Origin of the sequence: Shewanella khirikhana (assembly GCF_003957745.1) — a bacterium.
GTDB classification, from domain to species: domain Bacteria; phylum Pseudomonadota; class Gammaproteobacteria; order Enterobacterales; family Shewanellaceae; genus Shewanella; species Shewanella khirikhana.
The window spans coordinates 986,478-1,013,095 of the sequence record NZ_CP020373.1 but is presented as its reverse complement, the minus strand read 5'-3'; the positions used below and the strand labels follow the sequence as shown (position 1 = coordinate 1,013,095).

Annotated in this window: 30 protein-coding genes; 13 read left to right on the top strand and 17 right to left on the bottom strand. The window is 55.1% G+C overall.

The features are described 5' to 3' along the window. Nucleotides 1–142 precede the first annotated feature (142 nt). From rimK to trmJ, 10 genes are all read right to left on the bottom strand, one after another. Nucleotides 143–1,048: a 30S ribosomal protein S6--L-glutamate ligase gene (gene rimK, locus STH12_RS04310; RefSeq protein ID WP_126166419.1), complete on the bottom strand. Its 906-nt coding sequence runs from the start codon at nt 1,046–1,048 to the stop codon at nt 143–145. A 166-nt stretch (nt 1,049–1,214) separates the two neighbouring features. After that, on the bottom strand, nt 1,215–1,550 hold the full coding sequence (gene fdx, locus STH12_RS04305; protein WP_126166418.1) for an ISC system 2Fe-2S type ferredoxin: 336 nt from the start codon (nt 1,548–1,550) through the stop codon (nt 1,215–1,217). Nucleotides 1,551–1,573: 23 nt separating this feature from the next. Beyond that, a complete protein-coding gene (gene hscA / locus STH12_RS04300; RefSeq protein WP_126166417.1) occupies nt 1,574–3,433 on the bottom strand; it encodes a Fe-S protein assembly chaperone HscA in 1,860 nt (619 codons plus the stop codon). 57 nt (nt 3,434–3,490) lie between these two features. Beyond that, the gene (hscB, locus tag STH12_RS04295) at nt 3,491–4,015 is read right to left on the bottom strand and encodes a co-chaperone HscB (RefSeq protein WP_126166416.1); all 525 of its coding nucleotides are present in this window, start codon (nt 4,013–4,015) and stop codon (nt 3,491–3,493) included. Nucleotides 4,016–4,024: 9 nt separating this feature from the next. Further along, the gene (gene iscA / locus STH12_RS04290) at nt 4,025–4,348 is read right to left on the bottom strand and encodes an iron-sulfur cluster assembly protein IscA (RefSeq protein ID WP_126166415.1); all 324 of its coding nucleotides are present in this window, start codon (nt 4,346–4,348) and stop codon (nt 4,025–4,027) included. A gap of 12 nt (nt 4,349–4,360) precedes the next feature. Next, nucleotides 4,361–4,744, bottom strand: a complete 384-nt coding sequence (gene iscU, locus STH12_RS04285) for a Fe-S cluster assembly scaffold IscU (RefSeq protein ID WP_126166414.1) — start codon at nt 4,742–4,744, stop codon at nt 4,361–4,363. Nucleotides 4,745–4,774: 30 nt separating this feature from the next. Then, entirely contained in the window at nt 4,775–5,989 is a 1,215-nt protein-coding gene (locus tag STH12_RS04280; RefSeq protein ID WP_126166413.1) for an IscS subfamily cysteine desulfurase, read from the bottom strand. Between the two features lie 76 nt (nt 5,990–6,065). Next, the gene (gene iscR, locus STH12_RS04275) at nt 6,066–6,527 is read right to left on the bottom strand and encodes a Fe-S cluster assembly transcriptional regulator IscR (protein WP_126166412.1); all 462 of its coding nucleotides are present in this window, start codon (nt 6,525–6,527) and stop codon (nt 6,066–6,068) included. Nucleotides 6,528–6,722: 195 nt separating this feature from the next. Beyond that, on the bottom strand, nt 6,723–7,544 hold the full coding sequence (gene cysE / locus STH12_RS04270; RefSeq protein ID WP_126166411.1) for a serine O-acetyltransferase: 822 nt from the start codon (nt 7,542–7,544) through the stop codon (nt 6,723–6,725). 32 nt (nt 7,545–7,576) lie between these two features. Then, entirely contained in the window at nt 7,577–8,299 is a 723-nt protein-coding gene (trmJ, locus tag STH12_RS04265; RefSeq protein ID WP_126166410.1) for a tRNA (cytosine(32)/uridine(32)-2'-O)-methyltransferase TrmJ, read from the bottom strand. Between the two features lie 154 nt (nt 8,300–8,453). Between trmJ and suhB the strand changes: the two genes are divergently transcribed. The 6 genes from suhB to STH12_RS04235 all read left to right on the top strand — a co-directional run bounded on the left by suhB (nt 8,454) and on the right by STH12_RS04235 (nt 12,610). Beyond that, the gene (suhB, locus tag STH12_RS04260) at nt 8,454–9,257 is read left to right on the top strand and encodes an inositol-1-monophosphatase (protein ID WP_126166409.1); all 804 of its coding nucleotides are present in this window, start codon (nt 8,454–8,456) and stop codon (nt 9,255–9,257) included. Nucleotides 9,258–9,388: 131 nt separating this feature from the next. Beyond that, nucleotides 9,389–10,558 (top strand): NnrS family protein, encoded by a 1,170-nt coding sequence (locus tag STH12_RS04255; RefSeq protein ID WP_126166408.1) that lies wholly within the window; start codon nt 9,389–9,391, stop codon nt 10,556–10,558. Between the two features lie 134 nt (nt 10,559–10,692). Beyond that, a complete protein-coding gene (locus STH12_RS04250; protein ID WP_126166407.1) occupies nt 10,693–11,097 on the top strand; it encodes a phosphate-starvation-inducible protein PsiE in 405 nt (134 codons plus the stop codon). A gap of 132 nt (nt 11,098–11,229) precedes the next feature. Continuing rightward, entirely contained in the window at nt 11,230–11,532 is a 303-nt protein-coding gene (locus STH12_RS04245) for a PilZ domain-containing protein (RefSeq protein WP_126166406.1), read from the top strand. A 75-nt stretch (nt 11,533–11,607) separates the two neighbouring features. Beyond that, the gene (locus tag STH12_RS04240; protein ID WP_126166405.1) at nt 11,608–12,276 is read left to right on the top strand and encodes an AAA family ATPase; all 669 of its coding nucleotides are present in this window, start codon (nt 11,608–11,610) and stop codon (nt 12,274–12,276) included. Beyond that, nucleotides 12,263–12,610, top strand: a complete 348-nt coding sequence (locus STH12_RS04235; protein WP_126166404.1) for a ribbon-helix-helix domain-containing protein — start codon at nt 12,263–12,265, stop codon at nt 12,608–12,610. Before STH12_RS04240 ends, STH12_RS04235 begins: the two co-directional genes overlap by 14 nt. 252 nt (nt 12,611–12,862) lie before the next feature. Here the strand turns inward: STH12_RS04235 and STH12_RS04230 are convergent, their stop codons facing one another. After that, nucleotides 12,863–13,105: a YecH family metal-binding protein gene (locus STH12_RS04230; protein WP_126166403.1), complete on the bottom strand. Its 243-nt coding sequence runs from the start codon at nt 13,103–13,105 to the stop codon at nt 12,863–12,865. Nucleotides 13,106–13,229: 124 nt separating this feature from the next. Between STH12_RS04230 and STH12_RS04225 the strand changes: the two genes are divergently transcribed. The 4 genes from STH12_RS04225 (at nt 13,230) to STH12_RS04210 (ending at nt 17,869) form a co-directional block, all read left to right on the top strand. Next, on the top strand, nt 13,230–14,936 hold the full coding sequence (locus STH12_RS04225; RefSeq protein WP_126166402.1) for a sensor histidine kinase: 1,707 nt from the start codon (nt 13,230–13,232) through the stop codon (nt 14,934–14,936). Further along, entirely contained in the window at nt 14,933–15,640 is a 708-nt protein-coding gene (gene btsR, locus STH12_RS04220; RefSeq protein ID WP_126166401.1) for a two-component system response regulator BtsR, read from the top strand. The genes STH12_RS04225 and btsR overlap by 4 nt, the downstream gene beginning before the upstream one ends. Before the next feature lie 167 nt (nt 15,641–15,807). Continuing rightward, nucleotides 15,808–17,241: a carbon starvation CstA family protein gene (locus STH12_RS04215; RefSeq protein ID WP_126166400.1), complete on the top strand. Its 1,434-nt coding sequence runs from the start codon at nt 15,808–15,810 to the stop codon at nt 17,239–17,241. A 121-nt stretch (nt 17,242–17,362) separates the two neighbouring features. After that, a complete protein-coding gene (locus tag STH12_RS04210; protein ID WP_126166399.1) occupies nt 17,363–17,869 on the top strand; it encodes a VF530 family protein in 507 nt (168 codons plus the stop codon). Between the two features lie 111 nt (nt 17,870–17,980). Here STH12_RS04210 and STH12_RS04205 read toward each other — a convergent pair whose 3' ends face one another. The 6 genes from STH12_RS04205 to STH12_RS21415 all read right to left on the bottom strand — a co-directional run bounded on the left by STH12_RS04205 (nt 17,981) and on the right by STH12_RS21415 (nt 23,842). Further along, on the bottom strand, nt 17,981–18,745 hold the full coding sequence (locus tag STH12_RS04205) for a hypothetical protein (protein WP_126166398.1): 765 nt from the start codon (nt 18,743–18,745) through the stop codon (nt 17,981–17,983). A gap of 119 nt (nt 18,746–18,864) precedes the next feature. Beyond that, complete coding sequence (gene ribA / locus STH12_RS04200; RefSeq protein WP_126166397.1) at nt 18,865–19,482, bottom strand: GTP cyclohydrolase II; 618 nt, start codon at nt 19,480–19,482, stop codon at nt 18,865–18,867. Nucleotides 19,483–19,732: 250 nt separating this feature from the next. Further along, nucleotides 19,733–20,224 carry an anaerobic ribonucleoside-triphosphate reductase-activating protein gene (nrdG, locus tag STH12_RS04195; protein ID WP_126166396.1) on the bottom strand — a complete coding sequence of 164 codons (492 nt, stop codon included), beginning with the start codon at nt 20,222–20,224 and terminating at the stop codon, nt 19,733–19,735. A gap of 13 nt (nt 20,225–20,237) precedes the next feature. Continuing rightward, entirely contained in the window at nt 20,238–22,355 is a 2,118-nt protein-coding gene (gene nrdD / locus STH12_RS04190; RefSeq protein WP_126166395.1) for an anaerobic ribonucleoside-triphosphate reductase, read from the bottom strand. A gap of 293 nt (nt 22,356–22,648) precedes the next feature. Next, on the bottom strand, nt 22,649–23,587 hold the full coding sequence (gene rssA / locus STH12_RS04185) for a patatin-like phospholipase RssA (RefSeq protein WP_126169412.1): 939 nt from the start codon (nt 23,585–23,587) through the stop codon (nt 22,649–22,651). A gap of 81 nt (nt 23,588–23,668) precedes the next feature. Then, complete coding sequence (locus tag STH12_RS21415) at nt 23,669–23,842, bottom strand: hypothetical protein (protein ID WP_164551141.1); 174 nt, start codon at nt 23,840–23,842, stop codon at nt 23,669–23,671. A gap of 274 nt (nt 23,843–24,116) precedes the next feature. Here STH12_RS21415 and STH12_RS04180 point away from each other — a divergent pair, with 274 nt between their 5' ends. From STH12_RS04180 to STH12_RS04170, 3 genes are read left to right on the top strand one after another with little or no spacing between them, the layout of a single operon-like run. Then, nucleotides 24,117–25,475, top strand: a complete 1,359-nt coding sequence (locus STH12_RS04180) for a DEAD/DEAH box helicase (RefSeq protein WP_126166394.1) — start codon at nt 24,117–24,119, stop codon at nt 25,473–25,475. Nucleotides 25,476–25,529: 54 nt separating this feature from the next. Then, a complete protein-coding gene (locus STH12_RS04175) occupies nt 25,530–25,967 on the top strand; it encodes a DUF3010 family protein (protein ID WP_126166393.1) in 438 nt (145 codons plus the stop codon). Further along, a complete protein-coding gene (locus STH12_RS04170; RefSeq protein ID WP_126166392.1) occupies nt 25,964–26,467 on the top strand; it encodes a M48 family metallopeptidase in 504 nt (167 codons plus the stop codon). Before STH12_RS04175 ends, STH12_RS04170 begins: the two co-directional genes overlap by 4 nt. Nucleotides 26,468–26,618 lie beyond the last annotated feature (151 nt).

The following is a 26,618-nucleotide window of genomic DNA, read 5'->3' as shown; positions in this document are numbered from 1 at the left end:
CCTTATAAGCGTTCTGGCCGCCTTCGGGCAGCTATGGAACCAGCTTACGCCGACGCTCTGTGATTGATTTGATAACGATCAAAGTTCACATTCGCCAACAAGGAGTTAACCCTAAAATCTCGCCGAGATCACAAAATGCCGGTCAGCCGCGTGCGCCCACCAGTTTGGGTCTTTTCAGCGCCGCTTTTTCGATATAGGCAATGATGGATGACGCCACATCCTTGCCGGTGGCGCCTTCGATGCCTTCGAGCCCCGGGGATGAGTTGACTTCCATCACCAAAGGCCCGTGGTTGGAGCGCAGCAAATCCACACCGGCCACACTGAGACCCATGGTTTTGGCGGCGCGAATGGCAATGGAGCGCTCCTCGGGGGAGAGTTTAACCAGGGTCGCGCTGCCGCCGCGGTGCAAGTTTGAGCGAAACTCGCCGGGCGCCGCCTGACGTTTCATGGCAGCCACCACTTTATCGCCAAGCACAAAGCAGCGAATATCCGCGCCATTGGCTTCGCGGATATACTCCTGCACCATGATGTTGGCTTTAAGGCCCATAAAGGCCTCAATAACGCTCTCAGCGGCCTTGCGGGTCTCGGCCAATACCACGCCAATACCCTGGGTGCCTTCGAGCAGCTTAATCACCAGCGGCGCGCCGCCGACCATCTCAATCAAGTCAGGAATATCCGACGGCTTGTTGGCAAAACCTGTGATAGGCAGACCAATGCCACGGCGGGACATCAACTGCATCGAGCGCAGCTTGTCGCGGGAGCGGGTGACCGCCACCGATTCGTTGAGGGTATAGACCCCCATCATCTCAAACTGGCGCAGTACCGCGCAGCCATAAAAGGTGATGGCAGAGCCGATACGGGGGATCACCGCATCAAACAGCGGCAGCTCTTCCCCGGCAATATGAATGCTGGAAGCCCGCATGTTGATATTCATATAGCACTCTAAGGGGTTGATAACCCTTACCTCATGGCCCCGGGCGCTGGCAGCTTCAACCAGACGACGGGTGGAATAAAGTTCAGGGCCCTGAGACAAAACGGCGATCCGCATTCATAACTCCGAAATGGAAAAAAACGAGCGCATCATACGCGCCTTTGGCATAAAAGCAATCATGCCTGCAGCGCAATGTGGCCAATGCGAATAACTATAGCGAGCAGGCATAAAAAAAAGCCAGTCAATTGACCGGCTTTCTTGTAACACTGACCGAAATCAGGCGTTAGCCTTCGCTCACCATGTTGATGGTGTACTTAGGAATATCGACCACCAGATCGGCATCCACAACTTTGGCCTGACAGGACAAACGGCTCTCAGGCTCCAGGCCCCAGGCCTTGTCCAGCATGTCGTCTTCCAGCTCGTCAGACGGCTCCAGCTCGTCAAACCCTTCACGTACCACCACGTGGCAAGTGGTGCAGGCACAGGACTTCTCACAGGCGTGTTCGATATGAATTCCGTTTCTTAAGGCCACATCCAGAATGGACTCACCCACTTCGGCCTGAACCACTGCACCATCCGGACACAGTTCTTCGTGGGGCAAAAATACGATTTGCGGCATGATGTTACCTATTTGATGTTTGGCTAAATAGTGTCTACCGACTGCCCCTTGAGGGCGGCGCGGATGGAGTTGTCCATACGTCTGGCGGCAAACTCCTGAGTGTGGCCGTCGAGACGTTCAATGGCTGCCTGAATGGCATCAGTATCTTCGCCGCCAGCCAGACTGGCAAGCTCAGCCAGGGCGTCGGTGATGGTCTTGAGCTCGTCCTCAGACAAGAGTGCTTTGTCTTTGGCCAGCGCCGAGTGCAGCGATTCCAGCACCCGGGCGGCCTCTACCTGCTGCTCGGCCAGCATACGGCGGCTGATGTCTTCCTTGGCATGCTTCATGGAGTCTTTGAGCATGGTGGCAATTTCAGTGTCTGACAGACCAAATGACGGCTTCACCTGAATGCTGGATTTCACCCCGGTGGATTTCTCCATCGCAGTAACGCTGAGCAGGCCGTCGGCATCCACCTGGAAGGTCACCCGAATATGAGCCGCACCGGCTGCAAGCGGCGGGATGCCCTTGAGGGTAAAGCGTGCCAGGGAGCGGCAATCCTGCACCAGCTCACGCTCGCCCTGCACCACGTGGAAGGCCATGGCAGTTTGCCCATCTTTGAAGGTGGTAAACTCCTGGGCACGGGCCACGGGAATAGTGGTATTGCGGGACACGATTTTCTCAACCAGACCGCCCATGGTTTCGATACCCAGTGACAGCGGGATCACATCCAGAAGCAGCAGATCAGACTCAGGCTTGTTACCCACCAGAATGTCGGCCTGAATAGCGGCGCCAATGGCCACCACGCGGTCAGGGTCGATGCTGGTCAAAGGGGTCTTGCCGAAGAATTTTTCCACTTCGCTGCGTACCAGCGGCACACGGGTCGAGCCACCAACCATTACGGTTTCAAGCACTTCGCTGGCATCAATACCGGCGTCACGCAGCGAGCGGCGGCAGGCGGCTATGGTCTTTTTCACCAGCGCAGAAATCAGGCTGTCAAAGGTCTCGCGGGATACCTCACAGGCATACTCCTCGCCATTGAAGCTCAAACGGGCTTCGGTGGCATCGGCGTCAGTTAGGGCTTCTTTCACCCGGCGCGCTTCAATCATCAGCTTACGGCCAAGCTCGCCGCTGTCGCCATCGAGGCCCCACTGGGCAGCCAGAAGGTTTGCCAGCAGATGGTCAAAGTCATCGCCGCCAAGGGCTGAATCACCGCCGGTGGCCAGCACTTCAAATACACCGCGGCTTAAGCGCAAAATAGAGATATCAAAGGTGCCACCGCCGAGGTCATACACGGCAATCACCCCTTCCTGACCCGAATCCAGGCCGTAGGCAATGGCGGCAGCGGTAGGCTCGTTCAAAAGGCGCAATACTTTCACACCCAGCAGCGAAGCCGCGTCCTTGGTGCCCTGACGCTGGGCGTCATCAAAGTAAGCAGGCACAGTGATCACCACGCCTTCGAGGGTACCACCAAGGGTCTCCTCGGCGCGGCTGATAAGCGGCCGTAAAATTTCAGCGGAAACCTGCACCGGGTTGAATACGCCCTGGGCGGTATTGAACAGTGGCAGGCCATTATCGCTGGCAGAAAACTGGTAAGGAAAGCGCTGGCTGCCGGATTGAATATCGGCAAGGCTGCGGCCCATAAAGCGCTTTACAGACACTATGGTATTGACAGGATCGACGGCGCTGAACGCCTCGGCAGCCTGACCCACCTCAATACCATCCTGGCCGAAACGCACGATGGACGGCAGCGAGTGACGGCCTTCGGCATCCGCCAGAGTCTTGGCCTCACCGCTGCGAACGGCGGCTACCAAAGAATTGGTGGTGCCAAGGTCGATGCCAACGGCGAGTTTATGCTGGTGAGGCGCGGCGCTCTGGCCGGGCTCGGCAATTTGCAATAAGGCCATAGGTTTCCAACTTAACTTGCAATGGCGGCCAGGGCCGCCACGGGGTAATGAGAATTGTCAGTCCAGCAGGGCGTCTTCGGCCCGCTCGAGTTCCTGATGCAATTTTGCCATAAACTTGAGCTTGCGTACCTGATCTGCCGCAGCTTGCCAGTCATCTTGATTGTCGCTGATAAGCAAGGGCTTGAGCCTGGCGGTCACCTGCTGCTGAAACTCGCCGAACGACTGGTACAGGGCTTCAATCTCGCTGTGGGGATCGCTGGCATGGGGAATCTCTTCCAGCGCCTCACGCCACTCCATCTGCTGCATCAAAAAGCCAGTGTCACGCACAGTCTGGGTTTCATGGCGAATGTCCACACCCTTTAAGGTCAACATGTGCTCGGCGCGCAGTATCGGGTCTTTGAGGGTTTGGAAGCCGTCGTTGACCATGGCGGTCCGGCTCACGGCAAGCAGCTTTTCCTGCTCACTGGCGGCGGCAAATTTGTCGGGATGCACAGCGCGCTGGAGCTCGCGGTATTTTTCCGCAAGCTCGGCGCTATTCAATTCGAAGGTAACGGGAAGATCAAACAGCTCGAAGTAATTCATAAAACCGGATCAGACGGTGAAGCTCTCGCCGCAACCGCACTCCCCTTTGGCGTTGGGGTTGTTGAACTTGAAGCCCTCATTGAGGCCTTCCTTGACGAAATCGAGCTCGATACCCGCAAGGTAGATAAAGCTCTTGGCGTCGATGATGATGTTCACGCCATCAATCTCGTAAACTTCATCATCGTCGTTCACATCGTCCACAAACTCCAGCACGTAGGCCATACCCGAGCAGCCGGAGGTTTTAAGTCCGAGACGCAGACCAACGCCTTTTCCCCTGTTGGCCAGGAAGGCTTTAACCCGCTCATTGGCTGCTGGTGTCATAGAAATCGCCATACGGACTCCGAATTACTTGGCTTGCTTGTGCTTGTACTCTTCCAGGGCGGCCTTGATGGCGTCCTCTGCCAGAATGGAGCAGTGGATTTTCACCGGTGGCAGAGCCAGCTCTTCGGCGATGTCCGTATTCTTGATGGCAGCGGCTTCTTCGATGCTCTTGCCTTTTACCCACTCGGTAACCAGTGAGCTGGAGGCGATGGCGCTACCGCAGCCGTAAGTTTTGAACTTGGCGTCTTCGATAATGCCTGAGTCGTTGATCTTCAGCTGCAGCTTCATCACGTCACCGCAGGCAGGCGCGCCTACCATGCCGGTTACTACGCTGGGATCGTTTTTGTCGAAAGAGCCCACGTTGCGTGGATTCTCATAATGATCAATTACTTTTTCACTGTAAGCCATGATTACTGCTCCAAATCTCTCAAACCACTATCAGTGGTGAACCCAATCAACCTTGGTCAGGTCTACGCCGTCTTTAAACATCTCCCACAGAGGAGACATTTCCCGCAGCTTGCCGATAGAGTTACGGATAATGTCGATGGCATAGTCCACTTCTTCTTCGGTGGTGAAACGACCGATAGAGAAACGAATGGAGCTGTGTGCCATCTCGTCGCTCAGACCCAGGGCACGCAGCACGTAGCTGGGCTCGAGGCTGGCTGAGGTACAGGCCGAACCGGACGAAACCGCCAGGTCTTTCAGGGCCATCATCAAAGATTCGCCTTCAACGAAGTTAAAGCTCACGTTCAGGTTGCCGCAGTAACGCTGCTCGACATCGCCGTTTACGTAAGTTTCTTCGATGTCTTTAATGCCGTTCCACAGGCGGTCACGCAGTGCGTGGATACGGGCGTTATCGGCTTCCATATCGGCCTTGGCGATGGCAGCAGCCTCACCCAGACCTACGATTTGATGGGTTGCCAGGGTGCCACTGCGCATACCGCGCTCATGGCCACCACCGTGCATCTGGGATTCCAGACGAATACGTGGCTTGCGGCGCACATACAAGGCACCAATCCCCTTGGGGCCGTACATCTTGTGGCCGGAGATGGACATCAGGTCCACTTTGGTTTTCTGTACATCGATTGGCAGCTTGCCGGCGCTTTGAGCGGCATCGACGTGGAAGATGATGCCCTTGCTGCGACACAGCTCGCCAATGGCGTCGATGTCATGCACTACGCCAATTTCGTTGTTCACGTGCATCAGGGTCAGCAGAATGGTGTCATCACGCATGGCCGCTTCGAGGCGCTCCATCGGGATGATGCCGTTTTCGGCTGGCTCAAGGTAAGTTACCTCAAAGCCTTCACGCTCAAGCTGACGGCAAGTATCGAGCACGGCTTTGTGTTCGGTCTTGCTGGTGATGATGTGCTTGCCTTTCTTGTGGTAGAAGTGGGCAACACCCTTGATAGCCAGGTTGTCTGACTCGGTTGCACCCGAGGTAAACACAATCTCGCGATGGTCGGCGTTGATCAGCTCGGCCACCTGGGCACGGGCAATGTCCACCGCTTCTTCGGCTTGCCAGCCGTAACGATGGGAACGGGAAGCCGGGTTACCAAAGACGCCGTCCATGGTCATGAACTGCATCATCTTCTGCGCAACGCGCGGATCTACCGGGGTCGTCGCGGCATAGTCAAAATAGATAGGAAGCTTCATCACACACTCCGTACTTCGCAGTCTCAACCGAGGCTACTTACAACGTACACGCTTTATTTTTATCGATGCGCAGGGCTTATGCTGAGGCCCTGTGCCCTTTGTGTATCTCGTCCTGCTGCACCGAGATGTACTGGACATCCCGCTTTTTCATCAAAGCAGCGAGGCTGATACCGTTCAAAAAGTCTGAAATCTGTTTGCTGAGGTCGCCCCACAGAGAGTGGGTCAGGCAGCGATGGCCGCCCTGGCAGTTACCGGCACCCTGGCAGCGGGTGGCGTCTACCGACTCATCTACGGCATGTACGACCATGCCAACGGAAATATCTTCGGCTTCGAGGCCAAGGCGATAACCGCCGCCGGGACCACGAACACTGGCCACCAGGCCGTGTTTGCGTAATTTGGCGAAAAGCTGTTCGAGGTAGGAAAGCGAAATGCCCTGGCGCTCGGAAATATCGGCCAGCGGCACAGGCCCTTGGGCTGAATGGATTGCCACATCCAGCATGGCTGTGACTGCATAGCGGCCTTTCGATGTCAGTTTCATAACTACCATAGCTCCCGTCTGAATCTGGGAGCAATTTGAACATATCTGAGTAAAATAGTCAACTATTAGTCCTACTAATTTACTCAAGTATTGACTTGATGGAAGCGGGAAAATACCCCCGCGCTCAGCTGGGGTATTTAACCCTTTTTTAAGGTGAGTTTCAATGTAAAAAGGCCGATTTCACGGCCTTTGTTTTCAGATTATGGGATCAAACTCATCCAGCGCTTTCTGACGCTTCTCGGCGGCAGCCGCTTCGGCCTCGCTGAATTCACCCACATCAAGCTCCGGCAGCTTCTCGGTGCAGACATTGCCACCGAGGCGTTGCAGCTCCTGGCAAAGGTCCTGCACCTTGGAGTCCATCAGGTGCATATGATCGAGCATTTGACCAATGGCGTTGGCCACAGGGTCCGGGTTGTCCGGCGATACCGCGTAAGCATCGAAGCCATACTTTTTGGCCATGGCCGAGCGCCGCTCGCTGGTTTCCTTCGACTGACTGGATGGCTGCGCCACCGCGCGGCCGGGGATCCCCACCACTGTGGTATGTTCCGGCACGTCTTTTACCACCACCGAGTTGGAGCCAACCCGGCTGCCCTCTTTCATGGTGATAGGGCCGAGGATTTTGGCACCTGCGCCCACTACCACGTTGTTTTCAAGCGTAGGGTGACGCTTACCGGCGTTCCAGGTGGTCCCACCGAGCGTCACACCATGGTACAGGGTGCAGTCATCGCCGATTTCAGCGGTTTCACCAATCACAATGCCCATGCCGTGGTCGATAAAGAATCGGCGGCCAATGGTGGCGCCCGGGTGGATTTCCACCCCGGTCAGCCAGCGGGAGAAGGTAGACAAACATCGGGCCAGAAAACGCCAATCCCGCTTCCACAGTTTGTGGCTTATCCGGTGCAACCAAATGGCGTGCATGCCCGGATAGTTCAGCAGGATTTCAATGGCGCTGCGCGCCGCCGGATCCCGGTGATAGATGGAGTTGATGTCTTCTTTGAGCCTGGATATCACACCCATGTCGTTTCCCTAATGTTGCTGCCAAGACGCTGTTATTTTTTGCCGCCCACCGCTTTTTCGATAGAGCTTAAGATGCCGCGCAGAATGTTCATTTCATGACTTTCGATGCGCGCACGGGTAAACAGGCGGCGAAGTTTGGTCATCACTTGCCCCGGATGGTTTTTGATAATAAACCCGGTACCGAGCAAGGTTCTTTCGAGGTGCTCAAAGAAACGCTCGTTTTCTTCGGCGAAAGGATACTCGCTGACCTCTGTCGGCCCTTGTTCCTGCGCCAAATGGGCAATACGGGTTTCGTAGCAGATGATCTGCACCGCCTGCGCCAGGTTCAGCGACATATACTCGGGGTTAGCCGGAATGAACACGTGGTAATTACAGGCCTGCAACTCTTCGTTGTTCAGACCATGGTTTTCACGGCCGAACACAATGGCAACCGAGCCGCCCACCGCTTCGGCGGCAAGCTTGGTGCCGGCCTGACGCGGGTCAAGCATCGGCCAGTCGAGGGTACGACTGCGGGCCGAGGTGCCAATCACCAGCGAGCAGTCTTTGATGGCCTCGGCCAGAGAGTCCACTATGGTGACGTCTTTTAAAATGTCACAGGCGCCGGCGGCCAAAGCCACCGATTGACCATCCACTTCGCAGCGGGGTTCAGCCAGATAAAGGTTTGATAAACCCATGGTTTTCATGGCCCTTGCGACAGAGCCAATGTTACCGGGATGAGAGGTGCCCACCAGGACAACGCGGATATTACTGAGCATGAAACGACTTAATTTAATTCACAAAATCTCAAGCGATGCAGTCTACCACAGGGGCGGGTAAAACCTTATATGAAAATCTGTAATTGATATAACTGCCAGATGCGGTATAATGCGCGCCGCTCATTTTTCGTTCTTTAACATCCAGGGGATTGCAATGCATCCGATGCTGACCATTGCCGTGCGCGCTGCCCGCGCTGCAGGCCAAACTATTATGCGTGCCTATACTGATCTCGACCGCGTTGAGGTAAGTACCAAAGGTATCAATGACTTTGTCACCAGCGTAGACAAAGAAGCAGAAGCAGCTATCGTTTACCAGATCCGCAAGTCATACCCCGACCACACCATCGTTGGTGAGGAACAGGGCGAAAACCGCGGCACCAACAAAGATTACATCTGGATTGTTGATCCACTGGATGGCACCACCAACTTTATGCGTGGTATCCCTCACTTCGCCGTTTCCATCGCCCTGCAATACAAAGGCAAAACTGAAGTTGCCGTGGTTTACGATCCTGTTCGTGACGAGCTGTTCAGCGCCGTACGTGGTCAGGGTGCCAAGGTAAACGACTTCCGTATTCGCGTCAGCAATGCTCAGGAACTGGGCGGCGCCATCATTGCCACCGGTTTCCCATTCAAAGCCCGTCAGCACACCCAGACCTACATGGCCGTTCTGAACGAAGTATTCGGTCAGTGTGGCGACCTGCGCCGCGCCGGTGCCGCCTCTCTGGATCTGGCCTACGTTGCCGCCGGTCGTATGGACGGTTACTTCGAGCTGGGCCTCAAGCCATGGGACATCGCTGCCGGTGACCTTATCTGCCGTGAAGCCGGCGGTACCGTGACCGACTTTACCGGTGGTCACAACTACCTTATTTCAGGCAACATCGTTGCCGGTGCTCCCAAGGCGACTATCGCTCTGGTGAAAACCATGCGCCCACTGCTGAACGAAGCCCTCAAGCGCTAAGTTACAGAAAGCGTTATTAAAATAAGAACCGCCTCACGGCGGTTTTTGTTTTTGTGCGCTACATCAATTTACATGCATATTTTTAGCACCTTATAATAACCAACAAATTTACTCAGGTTTAGGTGCGCCACATGCTGAATATCGACGATCCACGCAAAACCCAGGCTACCCCGGCGCCGCTGCGTCTGGGCTTTCGCCCCTTCTTTCTGCTCGGCTCACTGGTCAGTCTGGCCGGGATTTCCCTCTGGGTGCTGGCACTGTCCGGCGCATTTCACTTCACGCCCCATGGCGGCGCGCTATGGTGGCATGGCCACGAGATGCTGTTTGGTTTTGTGGTGGCCATCATCGCCGGTTTTTTGCTGACAGCAGTACAAAACTGGACCGGCGTGCCCGGCCTCAGGGGCTATCCGCTGCTGGCACTGGTATTGCTGTGGCTCGCGCCAAGGTTGCTGCTGCCCTTCTCAGCGGTGCCCTTTACACTGGTTATGACCCTCGACCTGGCGTTCCTGCCTGCCACCGCCCTGGCACTCGGCAGCAGTGTGGTGAAAGTTAAGCAGTGGCGAAATCTGATTTTTGTGCCGATATTGCTGCTCCTTGCCAGCTGTAACGCCCTTTCCTATTTTGCGTTGCTTGATGGTAATGCGGTGCTGGCCCAAAAGGCACTGCACGGCGGCGCACTGGCAATTATTCTGATTGTGGCGCTGCTGGGAGGCCGGGTTATTCCCTTCTTTACCGAGCGCGCCAGTGATTATCAGCGCAAACCTAATCTATGGTATCTCGACGCAGGCACCTTCGCGTCCCTGCTGGCATTGCTGATTGCCATTGTATTTTCCGTTGAAGAGATGATCCGCCCTATGGCTGGGATCGCATCGGTGATTATCTTCCTGCGCTGGCACCGCTGGGGATGGTTGCAAAGTTTTCAGGTGCCACTGCTGTGGTCACTGCATTTAAGCTACGTGTTTATCCCCATTGGCCTGGCGCTGATTGCCCTGGGACAGCCATTTTCAGCAGGCTTTCACGCCATGACCGCTGGCGGTATGGGCGGGATGATCCTGGCGATGATGGCGCGGGTATCTCTTGGTCATACAGGCCGCACCCTGACGCCGCCCAAGCCAATGGTATTTGGCTTCGGAATAATGCTGTTTGCGGTGGTGATGCGAGTGCTGGCAGGGCTTTTCAGTGCCTATTATCTGAGTTTTATTGCCCTGTCGGCGCTGACCTGGGTTATGGCCTTCGGGATCTTTATCCTGTTTTATGGCCCTATGCTGCTGACGCCAAGAGCTGACGGTCGTCCCGGCTAACGAACAATCTCATCCTGCAAAACAGGTCAGTTTCAGGCAATTTCAACCTTTGTGACGGCTATCACGCAGGTTTATCAGGTGTTTTAGCCAAACATTGGTACCATCTTCCTTATAAGTGTTATAGGGAGACCGGGATGAACCTGTATCGCCAATATGGCTCGAAGCTGCTGAAACTGACTGAAAATCTGGTGCTGGTGATTATCGCCGTCGCCACTGTGGCTGCCATTGGCCAGGAAATCGCCCACATCGTCAATATGGGTAAGGTGCAGCTGGCCGATTTGCTGCTGCTGTTTATCTACCTCGAAGTGCTGGCAATGGTTGCCAACTACGCCGAATCGGGCAAGTTGCCTGTCCGTATGCCGCTGTATATCGCCATTGTGGCGCTGGCCCGCTATCTGATTTTGGACATGAAGAGCATGGATGACTGGCGCATCCTTGCCATTTCCCTTTCTACTGTGGTGCTTGCCGGCACCGTTATCGTTATTCGCTGGGGCCAGCTGAAAATGCCCTACCCCAAGAATCAGGAGTACGATAACTGAACCCAATCCTTCCCTTTAGCCGGCTTATGCCGGCTTTTTTTTATTCCGTTTTTCACCAGCATTGGTATTCTCAAGAAAAAGCAATTATGCTGATTTTTAAGCGCTTGTTACGCGCCAGAGGAGAAGGCCGCAATGGATGACAATCCAAAAGACTACGAAGAAAAACGCAGATCGCTCAGGGTAGACATGGAAGCCGAGCGCATTGTGCTCCGTTGGACTGAAAAAGACGGTTTGGAACGCACAGATGATGGCATTTGTGTCGATTTGTCCCGCCGGGGCATTTTGCTCGAATACCGACAACCCTTTGCCCTGGGGGAACTGGTTGAAGTGACCTTTAATCCCGGCACCGAAAAAGAGAACACGATTCAGGGGCAGGTTTGCCGTTGCACTGAGTGTAAGGCGCAAAGCTACCACATAGCTATGCAGTTGATTTAAGCGACGCTTTTCTATCGCTTCTGGCATGCTGTTCTATACTGGTGGGTAAAGATTGGCTAAAACGGAGCACAAATTATGATTTTGCTGGTCGGTGGGGAAAAAGGTGGCAGTGGCAAGAGTTGCCTTGCCCAGAATATCGCAGTTCACATTACCCAAAAGTTTGATGCCAATGTGCTGATGGTCGACTGTGACCCTCAGCGAACCACCTCTGACTGGATCCAGGCCCGTAATAACGATCCCAGCCTGCCGCAAATCAACTGTATTCAGTTATACGGCAAAATCCGTAACGACCTGCTGAGCCTCAATGAACGCTTCGACTACGTGATTGTGGACTGCGGTGGTCAGGATAACCTCGCCATGCGCGCCGCCATGTCGGTAGCCACCTATGTGGTGGTACCGCTTCGTCCCAAACGGCGGGATCTCAAGACCTTGCCGCACATGGAAGACATGCTCAGCACCTGTAAAATGGTCAATCCCAAGATGGTCGCCACTGTCGTGCTGACCCAGTGTCCGTCGCTGCCTACTCAGGGTAAACGTATTCTGGAAGCCAAAGAAGTGGTCGCCTCGTTCGGCTTGAGGGTGCTCGACTCTGTTACCTTCAGCCGTAACATTTACGATGACAGCGAAGAAAAAGGCTCCTCGGTCATCGAAATTGAACCCGATGGCAAGGCCGCCGAAGAAATCCGCGCGATTGCGGATGAACTCCTCGCCATACCGCCAGAAAATTCTTATGAGCTTAACTGATCTTAAACGGAAAAAGCCGAAGCTGGATCGCGACAAGATCTCAGTGGAAGACTTTATCGAAGATGCCAACAATTATGCCTTGGGTCGCCCCACCATCATTGATGAAGAAGGGCGTAACCTGCGAATAAAGCTTGGCCTCGATAAGTCCACCACCAAGGTTTATCGCCACGCGACCTTCAGCCTGACTACCAAGTCCATTGAACAGCTTGACGATCTGGCCAAGCAAACCGGCATCGCCAAATCCAAGCTGCTGCGCATTCTCATCAAAGAGTTCCACGATAAAAGTTCAGGCGAGCAGCATCATATCTTGCTGCGCGGCGAAGACGACAACTAACCATTCGAACGCCCCATCAGCCCTCGCCATTTGCTGCGGGGGCTGCGCACCAATCTCTGCGGCACGTGCAGTGCTTTTATCTCCTGCTTACACTCAGTCAATCAAGCTCGTATTCAACCAAGCTCGCGTTCAATCAAGCTCACGTTAAATCAGGCTAGCCACTTAACTAGCACAGGCCACGCCTGTGGTGTTGGCAGGTGACGTTTAATACTCACGCTGCTTATCGGTCGTAACCCGCTTCTTTCACGGCTATCAGTGATTGCAAATACGGCTCGATTCGGTAGCAAATCCTTCAGAAGATTCAATAAACTTTCCCTTCTGCTTTAAGAAACCCACCAGTTCGGCCGCGGTCATACCTTCTGCGCTACAGGTATGAAAACGGGCATCGCCACCGAAGGTATCCATAATCAGTGTGATAAGTGCTTCTTGAGTCAAAGGTTTACCGTGGGCTAACATCAGGGCCATAACTTCATGGCCGTGGACGGACTGGGTCATAGGTTTCTCCGCTGGCTGCACAACGCCAAATAGGCAATTTGCAGGCATCTTATCGTCAGCGGCGTTGCCTTTCCCTGCGCCAGCGCAAATATCCGTAATATTGGCCGCTACCGGAGTGCATTCTATGCCGCTCATCCTGCTGTTGACCCAACAGATGTGTCTGTATCTGGTGATAGTGTATCTCGTCAGTAAGACCCCACTGTTCAAGGTGCTGACCGAAAACGCACCGCGGCTGCCCCATAAAATCATCATCTATGTGATTTTTTCCGCCTTTTGCGTTATGGCCACATACTTCGGCGAGCAGACCCACGGCGCCATTGCCAATACCCGGGCCATGGGCGCTGTGCTGGGCGGCCTGCTTGGCGGCCCGGTTACCGGCTTTCTGGTGGGACTCACCGGAGGGCTGCACAGATACAGCATGGGCGGCTTTACCGACGTGGCCTGTGCCCTGTCCACAACCCTTGAAGGTCTGTCGGCAGGCCTTATCAGCCTGACCTTGCGCAGGGCAGGTAAATCCGAGCTGATATATCATCCTCTGGTGGCGGGCTTTGTGACCTTTTACGCCGAAATCATGCAGATGCTTATTATCCTGCTGGTTGCCAAACCCTTCGACGATGCCTGGGCGCTGGTGCAACAAATTGCGCCACCGATGCTGCTGGTGAATTCCATGGGTGCGGCGCTGTTTATGAGCATGCTTAAAGACCAAAAGGCGATGTTCGATAAGTTGTCATCCGCCTTTTCTACCAAGGCGCTCAAAATTGCCGAGCGCAGTGTGGGACTCCTGTCCCAGGGCTTTAACGAGCGCACCAGCGCCGAGGTAGCCCGCATCGTAATTGAGGAAACCCACGTTGGCGCCGTGGCCATTACCGACAGAGATAAGCTGCTGGCCTTTATCGGAATTGGCGCCGACCACCACCTGCCCGGCACCCCCATCGCCTCCCAAATCACCCTGGAAGCGATTAGGGAAAACAAAGTAATGTTTGCCGATGGCGTCGAAACCCCCTATGCCTGCTCTATTTCTCCCCAGTGCCGATTGGGCTCGAGTCTGGTGATCCCACTACGAAGCGACACCGAAGTTATCGGCACCATTAAGCTGTACGAGCCGAAGAACAAACTGTTTTTGAACATCAACCGTACCCTGGGCGAAGGCATTGCCCGGTTGCTGTCGAATCAGATCCTGTATGGCCGGGTCGAGGCACAAAAAAACCTGCTGACTCAAACCGAGCTTAAACTGCTGCAGGCCCAGGTGAATCCGCATTTCCTGTTTAATGCGCTCAACACCATTGGCGCCATTATTCGCCGTGATCCGGATATGGCCCGTGGGCTTTTGCAAAAGCTGTCGCAGTTTTTACGGATAAATCTCAAGCGCAGCCCCGAAATGGTCACCCTGGCCGACGAGCTTGAACATATTGATGCGTATCTTGGCATTGAAAAGGCACGCTTTATCGACCGGCTAACGGTTGAAATCAAGATCCCCGACAGCCTGATGCACCATCGACTGCCCGCCTTTACCCTGCAGCCGATTATCGAAAATGCGGTCAAGCACGGCACCTCTCAGCTGCTGTCGCCCGGACGAATCGAGGTCCATGGCAGCGAACGTGGCGATTTATTAATATTGGATGTCACCGACAACGCCGGGCTCTATCGCCCCAGCGACAACAGCGAAGGCCTTGGCATGAACCTGGTTCACAAGCGGATCCAGAACCAGTTTGGCGTCCAATATGGCATTGAGGTCAACTGCGAAGCCGATGTGTTCACCCGGGTCAGCATTCGGCTGCCAATTACTCAGGATGAGCTAAGCCCAGCAACACACACAGGAGCAACAGATTGATTTCCTGCATTATTATTGATGATGAGCCCTTTGCCAGAGACGAGCTTGCCGAGCTGCTCAGCGCTCAGGGTGATATCGATATCCGCGGCTTTGCCAGCAACGCCATCGAAGCTATGCAGGCCATCAACAGCCACAAGCCTGAGCTGATTTTTCTGGATATTCAAATGCCTAAAATCAGCGGCATGGAATTGATTGCCATGCTCGATAAGGATGAGATGCCAAGGGTGGTGTTTGTTACCGCCTTCGATGAATACGCCATCAAGGCGTTTGAGCACCACGCCTTCGACTATCTGCTCAAACCCATCGATGAGGCCAGGCTCAATAAAACCCTCGAGCGGGTACGAAAAGACCTGACGCCAAAAGATTTGGCGCTTATCTCCCCGGCCACGCTGCCGCACCTGCCCTGCTACAGTGGCAATAGGTTACGGGTGGTACCTGTGGTGGAGGTGGAGTATATTTTCAGCGATGTGGGCGGCATTCATGTGGCCACAGCAAGCGGCATGGTGCACACCCACATGACGTTGAAAACACTGGAAGAAAAAACGCCGCTGATTTTTTGCCACCGCCAGTATCTGATAGCACCCTCGGCCATTGCCGAGATTGAGCTTCAGGATGGCGGCGGCGAAGTCATCACCCGCAGTGGCGCCAGGGTACCCGTGTCCCGCCGCTATCTGAAAGAGCTTAAACAGCATTTTGGCTTCTAATAATCAGCCAATTCATCAGCACCGCTCACAGACAGCCGCCGGGCGAAACCGCTCGCGGCTGATAACAACCGCTTAACCCTGCCATTCGACCACTCACCCAAATGGGTCACCCAGCTGATTTTGCGCCCCTTAGAATGTAAGTACTCAAAAAAGGGGAGACAAACAAAATGACCTGGTTCCTGCTTTGTGTCGGCTTGCTGCTGGCCGGCTACTTCATCTACGGCACCTTCGTTGAGAAGGTGTTTGGGATCAATGCCACCCGGCAAACGCCGGCCTTCACTCAAACCGATGGCGTGGACTATGTGCCCATGTCAAAGGGCAAGGTGTATCTTATTCAACTGCTGAACATTGCCGGTGTCGGCCCGATTTTCGGCCCCATCCTCGGCGCCCTGTATGGCCCTGCCGCCATGCTGTGGATTGTGGTGGGCTGTATTTTTGCCGGTGCTGTGCACGATTACTTCTCGGGCATGTTGTCGGTACGCAACGGCGGTCAGTCGGTTCCCAACCTCGCCGGTAAGTACCTTGGCAAGAGCGCCAAACACTTTATGAACGTGTTCGCCACCATATTGCTGCTGCTTGTGGGCGTGGTGTTTATTTCGGCCCCTGCCGGACTGCTGGGTAAACTCACAGGCCTCAGTGTCACCCTGTTTGTGGGCATCATCTTCGTTTACTACCTGATTGCCACTATCGTTCCGGTCGACAAAATTATCGGTCGTCTCTACCCCTTCTTCGGCGCCCTGCTGCTGTTTATGTCTGTGGGTCTGACCATTGCACTGATTGTATCGTCCGAACACAGCCTGCTGCCCGGAGTGACCGCCAGTGACTTCCTGACCAACCTGAACCCCAACGACATGCCGCTGTGGCCTGCGCTGTTCATCACCATCGCCTGTGGTGCCATCTCCGGCTTCCACGCCACTCAGTCACCGCTGATGGCCCGCTGCATGGAAAACGAGTCAAACGGCCGTTTTGTGTTCTACGGCGCCATGATTGGTGAAGGTATTATCGCCCTTATCTGGTGTGCCATCGCCCTGTCGTTCTTCGGCGGTGTAGAAGGTCTGGCAACCGGCATGGCTGGTAACCCTGCCAACGTGGTGTATGAAGCCTCAACCGGCCTGCTTGGCGCTGTGGGTGGCTTTATGGCCGTGCTGGGTGTGATTATTCTGCCTATCACCTCAGGCGATACTGCATTCCGCTCTGCGCGTCTTATCCTGGCTGAGTTCTTCAATCTGCCGCAAACCGCGCTGCCCAAGCGCCTGATGCTGGCCATTCCGCTGTTTATCATCGGCGGCATCCTGACTCAGGTCGACTTCGGCGTGATTTGGCGCTACTTCGGTGTCGCCAACCAGGCAACTGCGGTGCTTATGCTGTGGACCGCATCAGCCTACCTGCTGCGCCACAACAAACTGCACTGGATTTGCACCATCCCCGCCATGTTTATGACCACAGTGGTAGTGAGCTTCCTGCTGAACTCTTCTACTCTGGGCGCTGGCTTGCCAATGACCCTGTCGACCGTGGTGGGCGTGGTAACGGCCTTCGTGGTGGCGACTCTGCTTATCATCAAAACCAAAGGCAAGGCGGTGGAGCTGGCTGAAGAAGCTTAACCCCTAAGCGCTCACGCACTGAAAAACAAAGGTCGGCCCCGCGCCGACCTTTGTGTTTATTGATGCGGCCAAGGTACAATAGCTGCTCGAATCAACCTCAGCCCAAGGCTCGCCCCAATCCATGTCTTCACCCACGTCTTCACAGCCCAATAATCCCCTCCACGGTGTCACCCTTCAGGTGATGCTGGAAACCCTGGTGAAAGAGCTTGGATGGCCACGCCTTGCCGATGAAATTCGTATTCGCTGCTTTGCCAATGATCCCTCGGTCAAATCCAGCCTGACCTTTTTGCGCCGCACCCCCTGGGCCCGCGCTAAAGTCGAATCGCTGTACCTTTGCCGTGAAGTCAGTAAAGCCAAGGCCAGAGAAGCCCGCAAAGCGGCCGACAAAGCAGCAAAAGCTCCTGGCACTGTACATGCCAAAAGCGCAGCTAAAGCAGCAAAACCGACCAGGGCAGCAGTCAGAATAGACAACCCCAAGAAGCCACCCACCCCTGGCGCGAAGGCCGCGCCAAAGCCGAAGAAGCCCTCGCAAAACACCTTGAGTTTAAAAAAGAAAACTGAGGATGATGCCGCCACAGCCGCGGCTCCCGTCAATGCCAATGTGTGGGGCAAGGCGTCAAAGGACTGATGACAGAGAACTGAGGACTGAGGACTGAGCGCCGGACGCTTACCCCTTCAACGAAAAAGCGCCCATTGGGCGCTTTTTTGGTGTTTGTACGTCGCAGGTAAAGGGAAGCGGCTAAAGCGGCTGACTGAAGAATAAGCGCCACACACCTTCACTTCCCAGCAGGCTGTAACTGAGCCCTACCCGCTCAACGGTCACAGGCGCTATACCAACGGGCTTATCAAACGCCAGGCTCAGTCCAAGTTCGAAGGTGCTGTCGTCCATCAGCGCGCCCACCAGCTCATCGGCCAGTTCACCGCGGCCAAACACCCAGTGCAGGGCGCCAAAAAGTCGTGGCTCCATCCACACATCCATTGCCGAAAAACCAAGCCCCAAGCCGCTATCCACGCCTGTGGTCAGCGCCGAGTAACGCTCAGACGCATCCCCCGCCATGCTGCGATAACCGGCGCTGTAAAAGCGGCTGATCCAAAGGGGCCGATAGGCTTCACTGCCAAACTGATACAGGGCAGACACGCCTGCCGACAGAATGCCCACATTTGTACTGTCAGCAAAATTATGGCCAAAGCCGATGTCGAGATAGGCTTCCATGGCCAGCTTTTCGCTGGCTTGCCAGTGGTATTCGATGCCGGGAGTTAAAGTCAGGGTGCCAACATTGTCGGGCAAATCCCCTTCCGGCAAGTCATCCCACTGATAATTGAAAAAGCCAAGCGAGAGCGGCATACGCAGCAACAGTTCGCTGTCGGCGGTTTCTTCGATGGTAAAAGACAGAGGAATATTGGCGACGGCGGCACTGTCGCCGGTGCTGCTGTAGATACCACTGCCAAGATAATTGGCAAAGGCAAAATGCTGGATTTCAGCCGCATCGTCGGCTACTGCCAAGGCGCTGAAAAATAAAAAAAGAAAGGCGCAAAAAGACTTCAAGACAGTCGGTACATCCACAGTTGAATGCACCGACTATAAAAGGTTTTCCCACGGAAAACCAGAGAACGGCGTCCGGGTCAGTCCTGGTGATCAGCGCTGAAATGCACTTCGGACATCATATGCCCCAGTTGGTCGGATTTGGTTTTCAGATAGGCTTCGTTGTAGCGGTTTTTACCCACCTGCAGCGGCACCCGCTCTACTACATCCATACCCACATCCTGCATGGCTTTCACCTTGCGGGGGTTGTTGGTCATCAGCCGTACCCGCGACACGCCAAGATGTTCCAGCATGGGGGCAATCATATCGTATTTGCGCATATCGGCGGCAAAGCCCAGCTTTTCATTGGCTTCTACTGTATTGGCGCCCTTGTCCTGCAGCTCATAGGCACGGATCTTATTCAGCAGACCAATGCCGCGGCCTTCCTGGCGCAGGTACAGAATAAAACCACGGCCGGTTTCGGCAATGCGCTGCAGTGCCGTTTGCAGCTGGAAACCACAGTCACAACGAAGGCTGAACAGGGCGTCACCGGTTAAACACTCGGAATGGATCCGGCCCAGCACAGGCTCGTCACCACTGAGTTCGCCAAAGGTCAGCGCCACATGCTCTTTACCGGTTTGGGTATCTTCAAAACCGTGCATGGCAAAAACGCCCCAGGGCGTAGGCAACTTGGAGGTGGCGACATACTTTATCGACATGAATTTATCCTAACGACAACGCTCAATCCGTGAGACCAGAACTTTCCCTGACAACTCAACATCTTTGGCGAGAAGCCTCACCGGGGGGCCTATTCTAAGCGCTTTTACCGCTCGCAGGAATACCCAAGTGAACAACTGGGACTTTACCCGGCTATCCATTGGAGGAATGGCTGCTCAATTGGCTGGAGTATACCAGCGAGTAGCGTCAACCGACAGAACTAAGCCGATATTGAGATAAATCCGCTGCGTCTTAGCTCTGCCAGGGGACAAATCCACCTGGCGTTCGGGCCAAAATCCGCTGATTACTGCTGCCGCGAAACCGCAACTTGGGGTCAAACAGCGCCTTCTCAAAGCGGCCATCCACTATCACATCCACCAGCGCCGCCAAGCTGGCCTGGGCCGCGGAAAAGTCTTCGAGGCGATAACCGGTCCACAGCCAGATGTCTTTACCGGGGCACTGCTCGCGCACCTCGATGACCAAGCTGCGCAGCGCCTCAATATTGGCGGGCAGCAGCGGATCGCCACCGGAGAGACTAAGCCCTCGGCGGCGAATGCGGCTGTCATTGAGATCGCTGATAATCCGCGCCTTCATGGCCGCATCAAAGGGGTGGCCACTTTTTTCATCCCAGGTGGACTGGTTATAGCAGCCACGGCATCGATGCTCGCAGCCGGACACAAACAGGGTCGCCCTGGTGCCCGGCCCGTTGACCACATCCAGCGGAAAGTACTGATGGTAGTTCACCTGATTTCCGCCTTCAGAGATGCTTGACCCGGCGCTTTACTTCTTCCTGCTTGCCGTGGTTGAACGGACGTGCATCCGGGCTGCCAAGGTAGCCACACACCCGGCGGGTCACCGACACCCGGCTGGGTTCGTGGTTGCCGCAGGAAGGACAGACAAAGCCTTTGCTGGTGCAGTCAAATTCGCCGGTAAAGCCGCAGTCGTAGCACTCATCGATAGGGGTGTTGGTGCCATAGTAAGGCACGCGGCTGTAACTGTAGTCCCACACATCCTCCAGCGCCTCGAGGTTGTGCTGCATGTTGGGATATTCGCCGTAACAGATAAAGCCACCGCTGGCGAGTTCAGGGTACGGCGCCTCGAAGTCGATTTTGTCAAAAGGCGACACCTTCTTTTCCACATCCAGGTGGAAGCTGTTGGTGTAATAGCCCTTATCGGTCACCCCGGCAATTACCCCAAAGGCCTTGGTATCCAGCTTGGCAAAGCGGCTGCACAGACTCTCGCTCGGAGTGCTGTAAAGGCTGAAGCCATAACCTGTTTCCTGCTTCCACTGCTCGGTGGCTTGCTTAAGACGCGCCACAATGGCGAGGGCTTTTTGTCTGAGCTGCTGCGAGTCGTACACATGCTCCTCGGTGCCATAGAGGGCATTGACGGTTTCATGCAAGCCGATGTAACCCAGAGAAATGGACGCGCGGCCATTTTTAAAGATGGGCTCGATATCATCGTCAGGACGCAGGCGCACACCGCAGGCGCCTTCCATATAAAGGATGGGCGCGACCCGGGCTTTTACGCCTCTGAGGCGCTCGATACGGCTGTCCAGTGCCTGGCGGGCAATCTGCAAACGTTGCTCCAGCAAGGCGTAAAAACGCTGCTCATCCCCCTGGGCTTCAATGGCAATACGCGGCAGGTTAAGGCTGACCACACCGAGGTTGTTGCGCCCTTCGTGCTCCAGTTCGCCGTCCTTTTCATGCACACCCAAAAAGCTTCTACAGCCCATGGGCGTCTTGAAGGAGCCGGTTACTCTGACCACCTGCTCATAATTGAGGATATCCGGATACATGCGCTCGGAGGCGCATTTAATCGCCATCCGCTTGATATCGTAGTTGCAATCGCCCTGTTTGTGGTTGATGCCGTCACGGATAGCAAACACCAGCTTGGGGAACACCGCCGTTTTGCGGTTCTTGCCAAGACCGGCCATCCGCACCTTAAGGATGGACTGCTGAATAAGCCGCGACTCCCAACTGGTGCCAAGCCCAAAACCAAAGGTCACAAAAGGTGTCTGACCGTTGGCGGTATGCAGGGTGTTCACCTCATATTCCAGTGACTGGAACGCATCGTGACACTCTTTCTCGGTCAGGGCGCGGGCGTACGCCACCGCATCGGTAATCCCCCAATGCAGCGCGGTTTGATAATGCTTGTCATAGCTTTTGGCCACATAGGGCGACAGCACCTCGTCGATACGATTAATGGTTGTGCCGCCATAAATGTGGCTCGCCACCTGGGCGATGATTTGTGCCGTTACTGCGGTGGCCGTGGAGATAGACTTGGGCGTTTCAATCTCGGCATTGCCCATCTTAAAGCCCTTGGTCAACATGCCGCCCAAATCAATCAGCATGCAGTTGAACATGGGGAAGAAAGGCGAGTAGTCGAGGTCGTGGTAATGGATTTCACCGGCCTCATGGGCGGCCACCACTTCTTTGGGCAGAATATGGCGCTTGGCGTAATGGCGCGCCACAATGCCCGCAAGCAGATCCCGCTGGGTTGGGATCACCTTGGAGTCTTTGTTGGCATTTTCATGGAGCAGCGCGGCGTTGGTTTGCTCCACCAGCGAGCGAATTTCCAGATTCAGACGGCTGCTTGCTTCGCGGCACACATCGCGGTCGTGACGATACTCAATATAGTGACGGGCCACTTCCTTGTTGGGGCCTTCCATCAGGCAGTTTTCCACCGCATCCTGCAGTTCGTGGATGGCGACTTCGTCTTTACCGGCAACCTGCGCCGCCACAATGGCAGCCACGGTGGCAGCATAGTCGTTATCGATAACACCGGCAGCACCCTGCGCCGCAATTACCGCATCCCTGAGTCTGGTTTCATCGAACGCAGCACGGCACCCATCCCGCTTGATCACCACTGGCATCGCTAGATCCTCTTTGTCGAAGCCAACACTATATGTTGAGCTTATTTTTTATCCAGATACAAAATGTAGTGTATTAGGCGACAAATACCAGAGCGATACCTTGATATGGATCATGTTTGGGAAAAAGATAAATCTCCCCTTTTTGAAAATCTGTGGCAGGTAGCCTTTTAAAAATCTGCCCCTTGACCCACGGCAAAACAGCAGGCACGCAGCAGCAAAAAATACCCGCAAGCCACCCTCAAAAAAGCAAAAAGCCGGTTCAAAAACCGGCTTTGGCAGTAAGGAGTCAGGCGCTATTGCCCAAGGCTTGCCTCAATCAAATGAGCCTGAGCCATCACGGCAGCATATCCGGCATCGATGGCCTCGGCGGCGCGGTGAAACTCCATGGTGCCAATGTCTGCTACCTTGGGCACCAAACAGACATCGGGCGGATCGCCCATCAGTCGTGCCCGCTTGTGGCGCTGCTGGACAATTTCCATCGACTGGCTCATCACCGCCAGCATCCCGGGGTCGTCACGACTGCCGAGGGAAAACTTATCCGACAAACTGGCGACATAATCCCGCCCCCGCGCCAGCAAATCCATAAAACCGCCCTCTTGCTCGGCCAGCGCCTGGGTTTCCTCCTGGGGCGAAATCGCCTCGCTGCGAAGGTCAACCGGCAACGCCTGAATGCGGCTGCGACGCTGACCATCCAAATCCACCGCAATCACCACATCCACATCCAACGCGCGACAGGCAGATACCGGCACCGGATTGACCACAGCGCCATCCACCAACCAGCGATGGCCCTGACGCACGGGCGGTAAAATCCCCGGCATAGAGCAGGACGCGCGCACCGCATGGCGCAAATCGCCCTCACGAAACCAGATCTCCTGGCCGCTGTAGAGATCAGTCGCCACCGCAATAAAGGGCATGGCCATGGTTTCGATGTCCATCACCCCCATGTGGCTTTGCATTACATCGAATACCTTCTCGCCGCGAATAAGCCCGCCGCGGCGCCAACTCAAATCCATCAGCCCCAGCACATCCCAGCTGGAAAAACTGCGTACCCAGGTCTCAAGCGCATCCAGATGACCGTTGACATACGCGGCGCCAACCAGCGCCCCGATAGAACAGCCCGCCACCCGGTCGGGTTTAACGCCGAGTTCATTCAGCGCTTTGAGCACGCCAATATGGGCCCAGCCTTTGGCGGCGCCGCTGCCAAGGGCGATTCCAATGCGGGTTTGGGTCATGGACATTTCTCCATCCATAAGAAAAGTAACGGTGGGCAACGACTATAAACGACAAGCGCCGGCGGGTGCCAGCGCTTGAACTTAAGAACTCCGGGCTTTGACCAGGTAACCGAGCCAGCCAAACCAGGACGAGAAGGTAACGGCCAAAATCCACCAGCCCTTTTTACGGGCGGGCATCACATCGGACAGACCAATGTGTAACACCGGGATCATCCAGCCGAAAATGACTATCGCAAGCGCAATCCAAAAATCCATTTATTGCTCCAAAGACATCCGCAGCGAGTGTCTCGGGTCGTTTTTTATTTATGGTTGTTCAAACATAAGTCAAAAGCATCACTGGATAAAGTGCTTGCGTCACTTTTTTGACGAATATCACGGATATCGACACCCCATCACGCTAGGCAGGCCGCACCAAACAACCCCAAATGCCGCCTGTTGCCTTGCTTTAGAGAGTGTCATCAGGTTGCCATGGCGCCAAAGCCCCGTTGGCGCTATAATTCCCCGCTTGAATTTTTCCGGAGACCATCCATTGCAATTTTCTGATTTTTCCCTCGATAAGCGCCTCTTACAAAGCCTGAAACACATGGGCATTGAGACGCCTACTCCCATCCAGAGTCAGGCCATTCCGGTTGCCATGAGCGGCCGTGATTTGATGGCCTCATCCAAGACGGGGTCGGGAAAGACGCTGGCATTTTTGCTGCCGGCGCTGCAACGGGTGATTTCCACCAAGTCCCTGTCGAAGCGTGACCCCAGGGTATTGATTTTGCTGCCAACCCGAGAACTGGCCCAGCAGGTTTACGCCCAGCTGCGTCTTCTGGTTGCCAACACCCAATACCGAGCCATCAGTGTGCTCGGCGGTGAGAACTTCAATGACCAGGCCAAGGCGCTGGCTCGGGATCCTCACTTTATTGTGGCCACGCCAGGGCGTATTGCCGATCACCTGTCGCAAAAGCACCTGTACCTGAATGGTCTGGAACTGTTGGTTCTGGATGAAGCCGACCGTATGCTTGACCTGGGTTTTGCGCCTCAGCTTAAAGCCATCAATGCAGCTGCCGACCACCGTCGCCGCCAGACCCTGATGTTCTCGGCCACTCTGGATCACGGCGAAGTGCAGGAACTGGCGGGTGAGCTGTTGGAAAACCCAGAGCACGTTGCCATTGATGCGGTGCATCAGGGCCATGCTGATATTGACCAGAAAATTCTGCTGGCCGATCACCTGGACCACAAGCAGGCGCTGCTTGAAAAGCTGCTTGAGCAGGACGATTTCCGCCAAGTGATGATTTTTACCGCCACCCGTCAGGACACTGAGCGTCTGGCCAGCTTGCTGGCCGAAAAAGGCCACAACACAGCGGCCCTGTCCGGTGAGCTGCGCCAAAGCCAGCGCAACCAGATCATGGACGGCTTCAGCCGTGGCCACTGCCGCATTCTGGTGACCACAGATGTGGCCTCCCGCGGACTGGACATTGGCACTGTATCTTTGGTGGTTAACTTCGACATGCCCAAATTTGCCGAAGAATACGTGCACCGCATTGGCCGCACAGGCCGCGCCGGTAACAAAGGCAGTGCAGTATCGCTGGTTGGCCCGAAAGACTGGGACAACTTCCTCAAGGTGCAGCTGCTGCTTCGCAAAACCTTTGAATTCAGCACCCTGCCCGGCCTTGAGGCCAGCTTCACCGGCCTTAAACCCAAGCGTGTTCGCCCCAAGAAGGCCGATGCCGGTGACAAACCGATGAAAAAACACAGCGACAGTGCCAAGCCCAAAGGCCCCGCCAAGGCACGGGATCGTCGCTTTATCACGGGCGTGGATGTAGGCGATGCGCCTATGATCCGCAAAAAGCCCAAACCCGAAGCGCCCGTCAGCGAGGCGCCGGAAGACGATGCGGAATAAGCGCCAAATCAGCGCGATTAACCAGTAAAGATTTTAGAGAATAAGGGTTCAAAAATGAGAGTATGTGGCGTAGAGCTTAAAGGCGCAGAAGCCATCATCAGCCTGGTAAGTTACGACCGGGAAGCCTTCAACGTGCCTGAGTGCCGTAAGCACACCTTCACCATTTCCAATGCCAGCGAACAGGAAGCCATGACTGAGTTCCATTTCGCGTTCAGCAAGCTGATGGAAGACTACAAAATCGAGGCCATTGCCCTGATTGAGCGTGAGCACAAAGGCAAGGCAGCAGGCAGCGCCATCAGCTTTAAACTGGAGACCGCCATTCAGCTGTGCGGCCTGCCGGTGAAACTGATGAAGCCGACAGCCATCCGTGAGCAGTGCAAGCGCAACCCGCCTCAGGTGGACTTCGAAGTGCTGGGACTCAAGCGTTTCCAGCAACCCGCTTTCGAAGCGGCCTATGCCTTACTCAACGGTAAAATCTACGGCAAGCTGTGAGCCAATATCTGGCCCACTATCCCGAGCAGGTGCGTGCCCAGGTGGCCGCCTTGCTCGACGCGGGTAAGCTTGGCGAACTGTTGGCACGGCGCTACCGTGCCGACCACAGTATTCGCACCGACAAAGCCCTGTTCGAGTACACCCAGGCGCTGAAAAATCGCTTCCTCAAGCGCGCCGATCCCCTCGCCAAAGTCTGTTTCGACGACAAAATCAGCTTAAAACAGCAGGCCCTTGGCTTGCACACCAGCATCTCCCGGGTTCAGGGCAGTAAGCTTAAGGCCAAACGGGAAATCCGCATCAGCTCCAGACTCAAGACCGTCCCCGAGCCCTTGCTGCGGATGGTGGTCATCCATGAGCTGGCACACCTGAAAGAGCGCGACCACAACAAAGCCTTTTATCAGCTGTGCTGCCATATGGACGGCGATTATCACCAGCTGGAATTTGATTTGCGTTTGCTGCTGACAGCCATCGACGCCGGTCAGTCGCCCTTCCCGGGCTGATCCCGCAGCCCTCTCTTCACGGATTCACCCATTCAGCTCTTCAGGCCCTGTTGCCTTCGCACTCTGTTGTACATTCAGCCTTATGCCTTTGCGTTCTGATGTCTTTGCGCTGATGTCTCTCGGCGCAGTAGCAGCGGGCTTACTCCCCTTC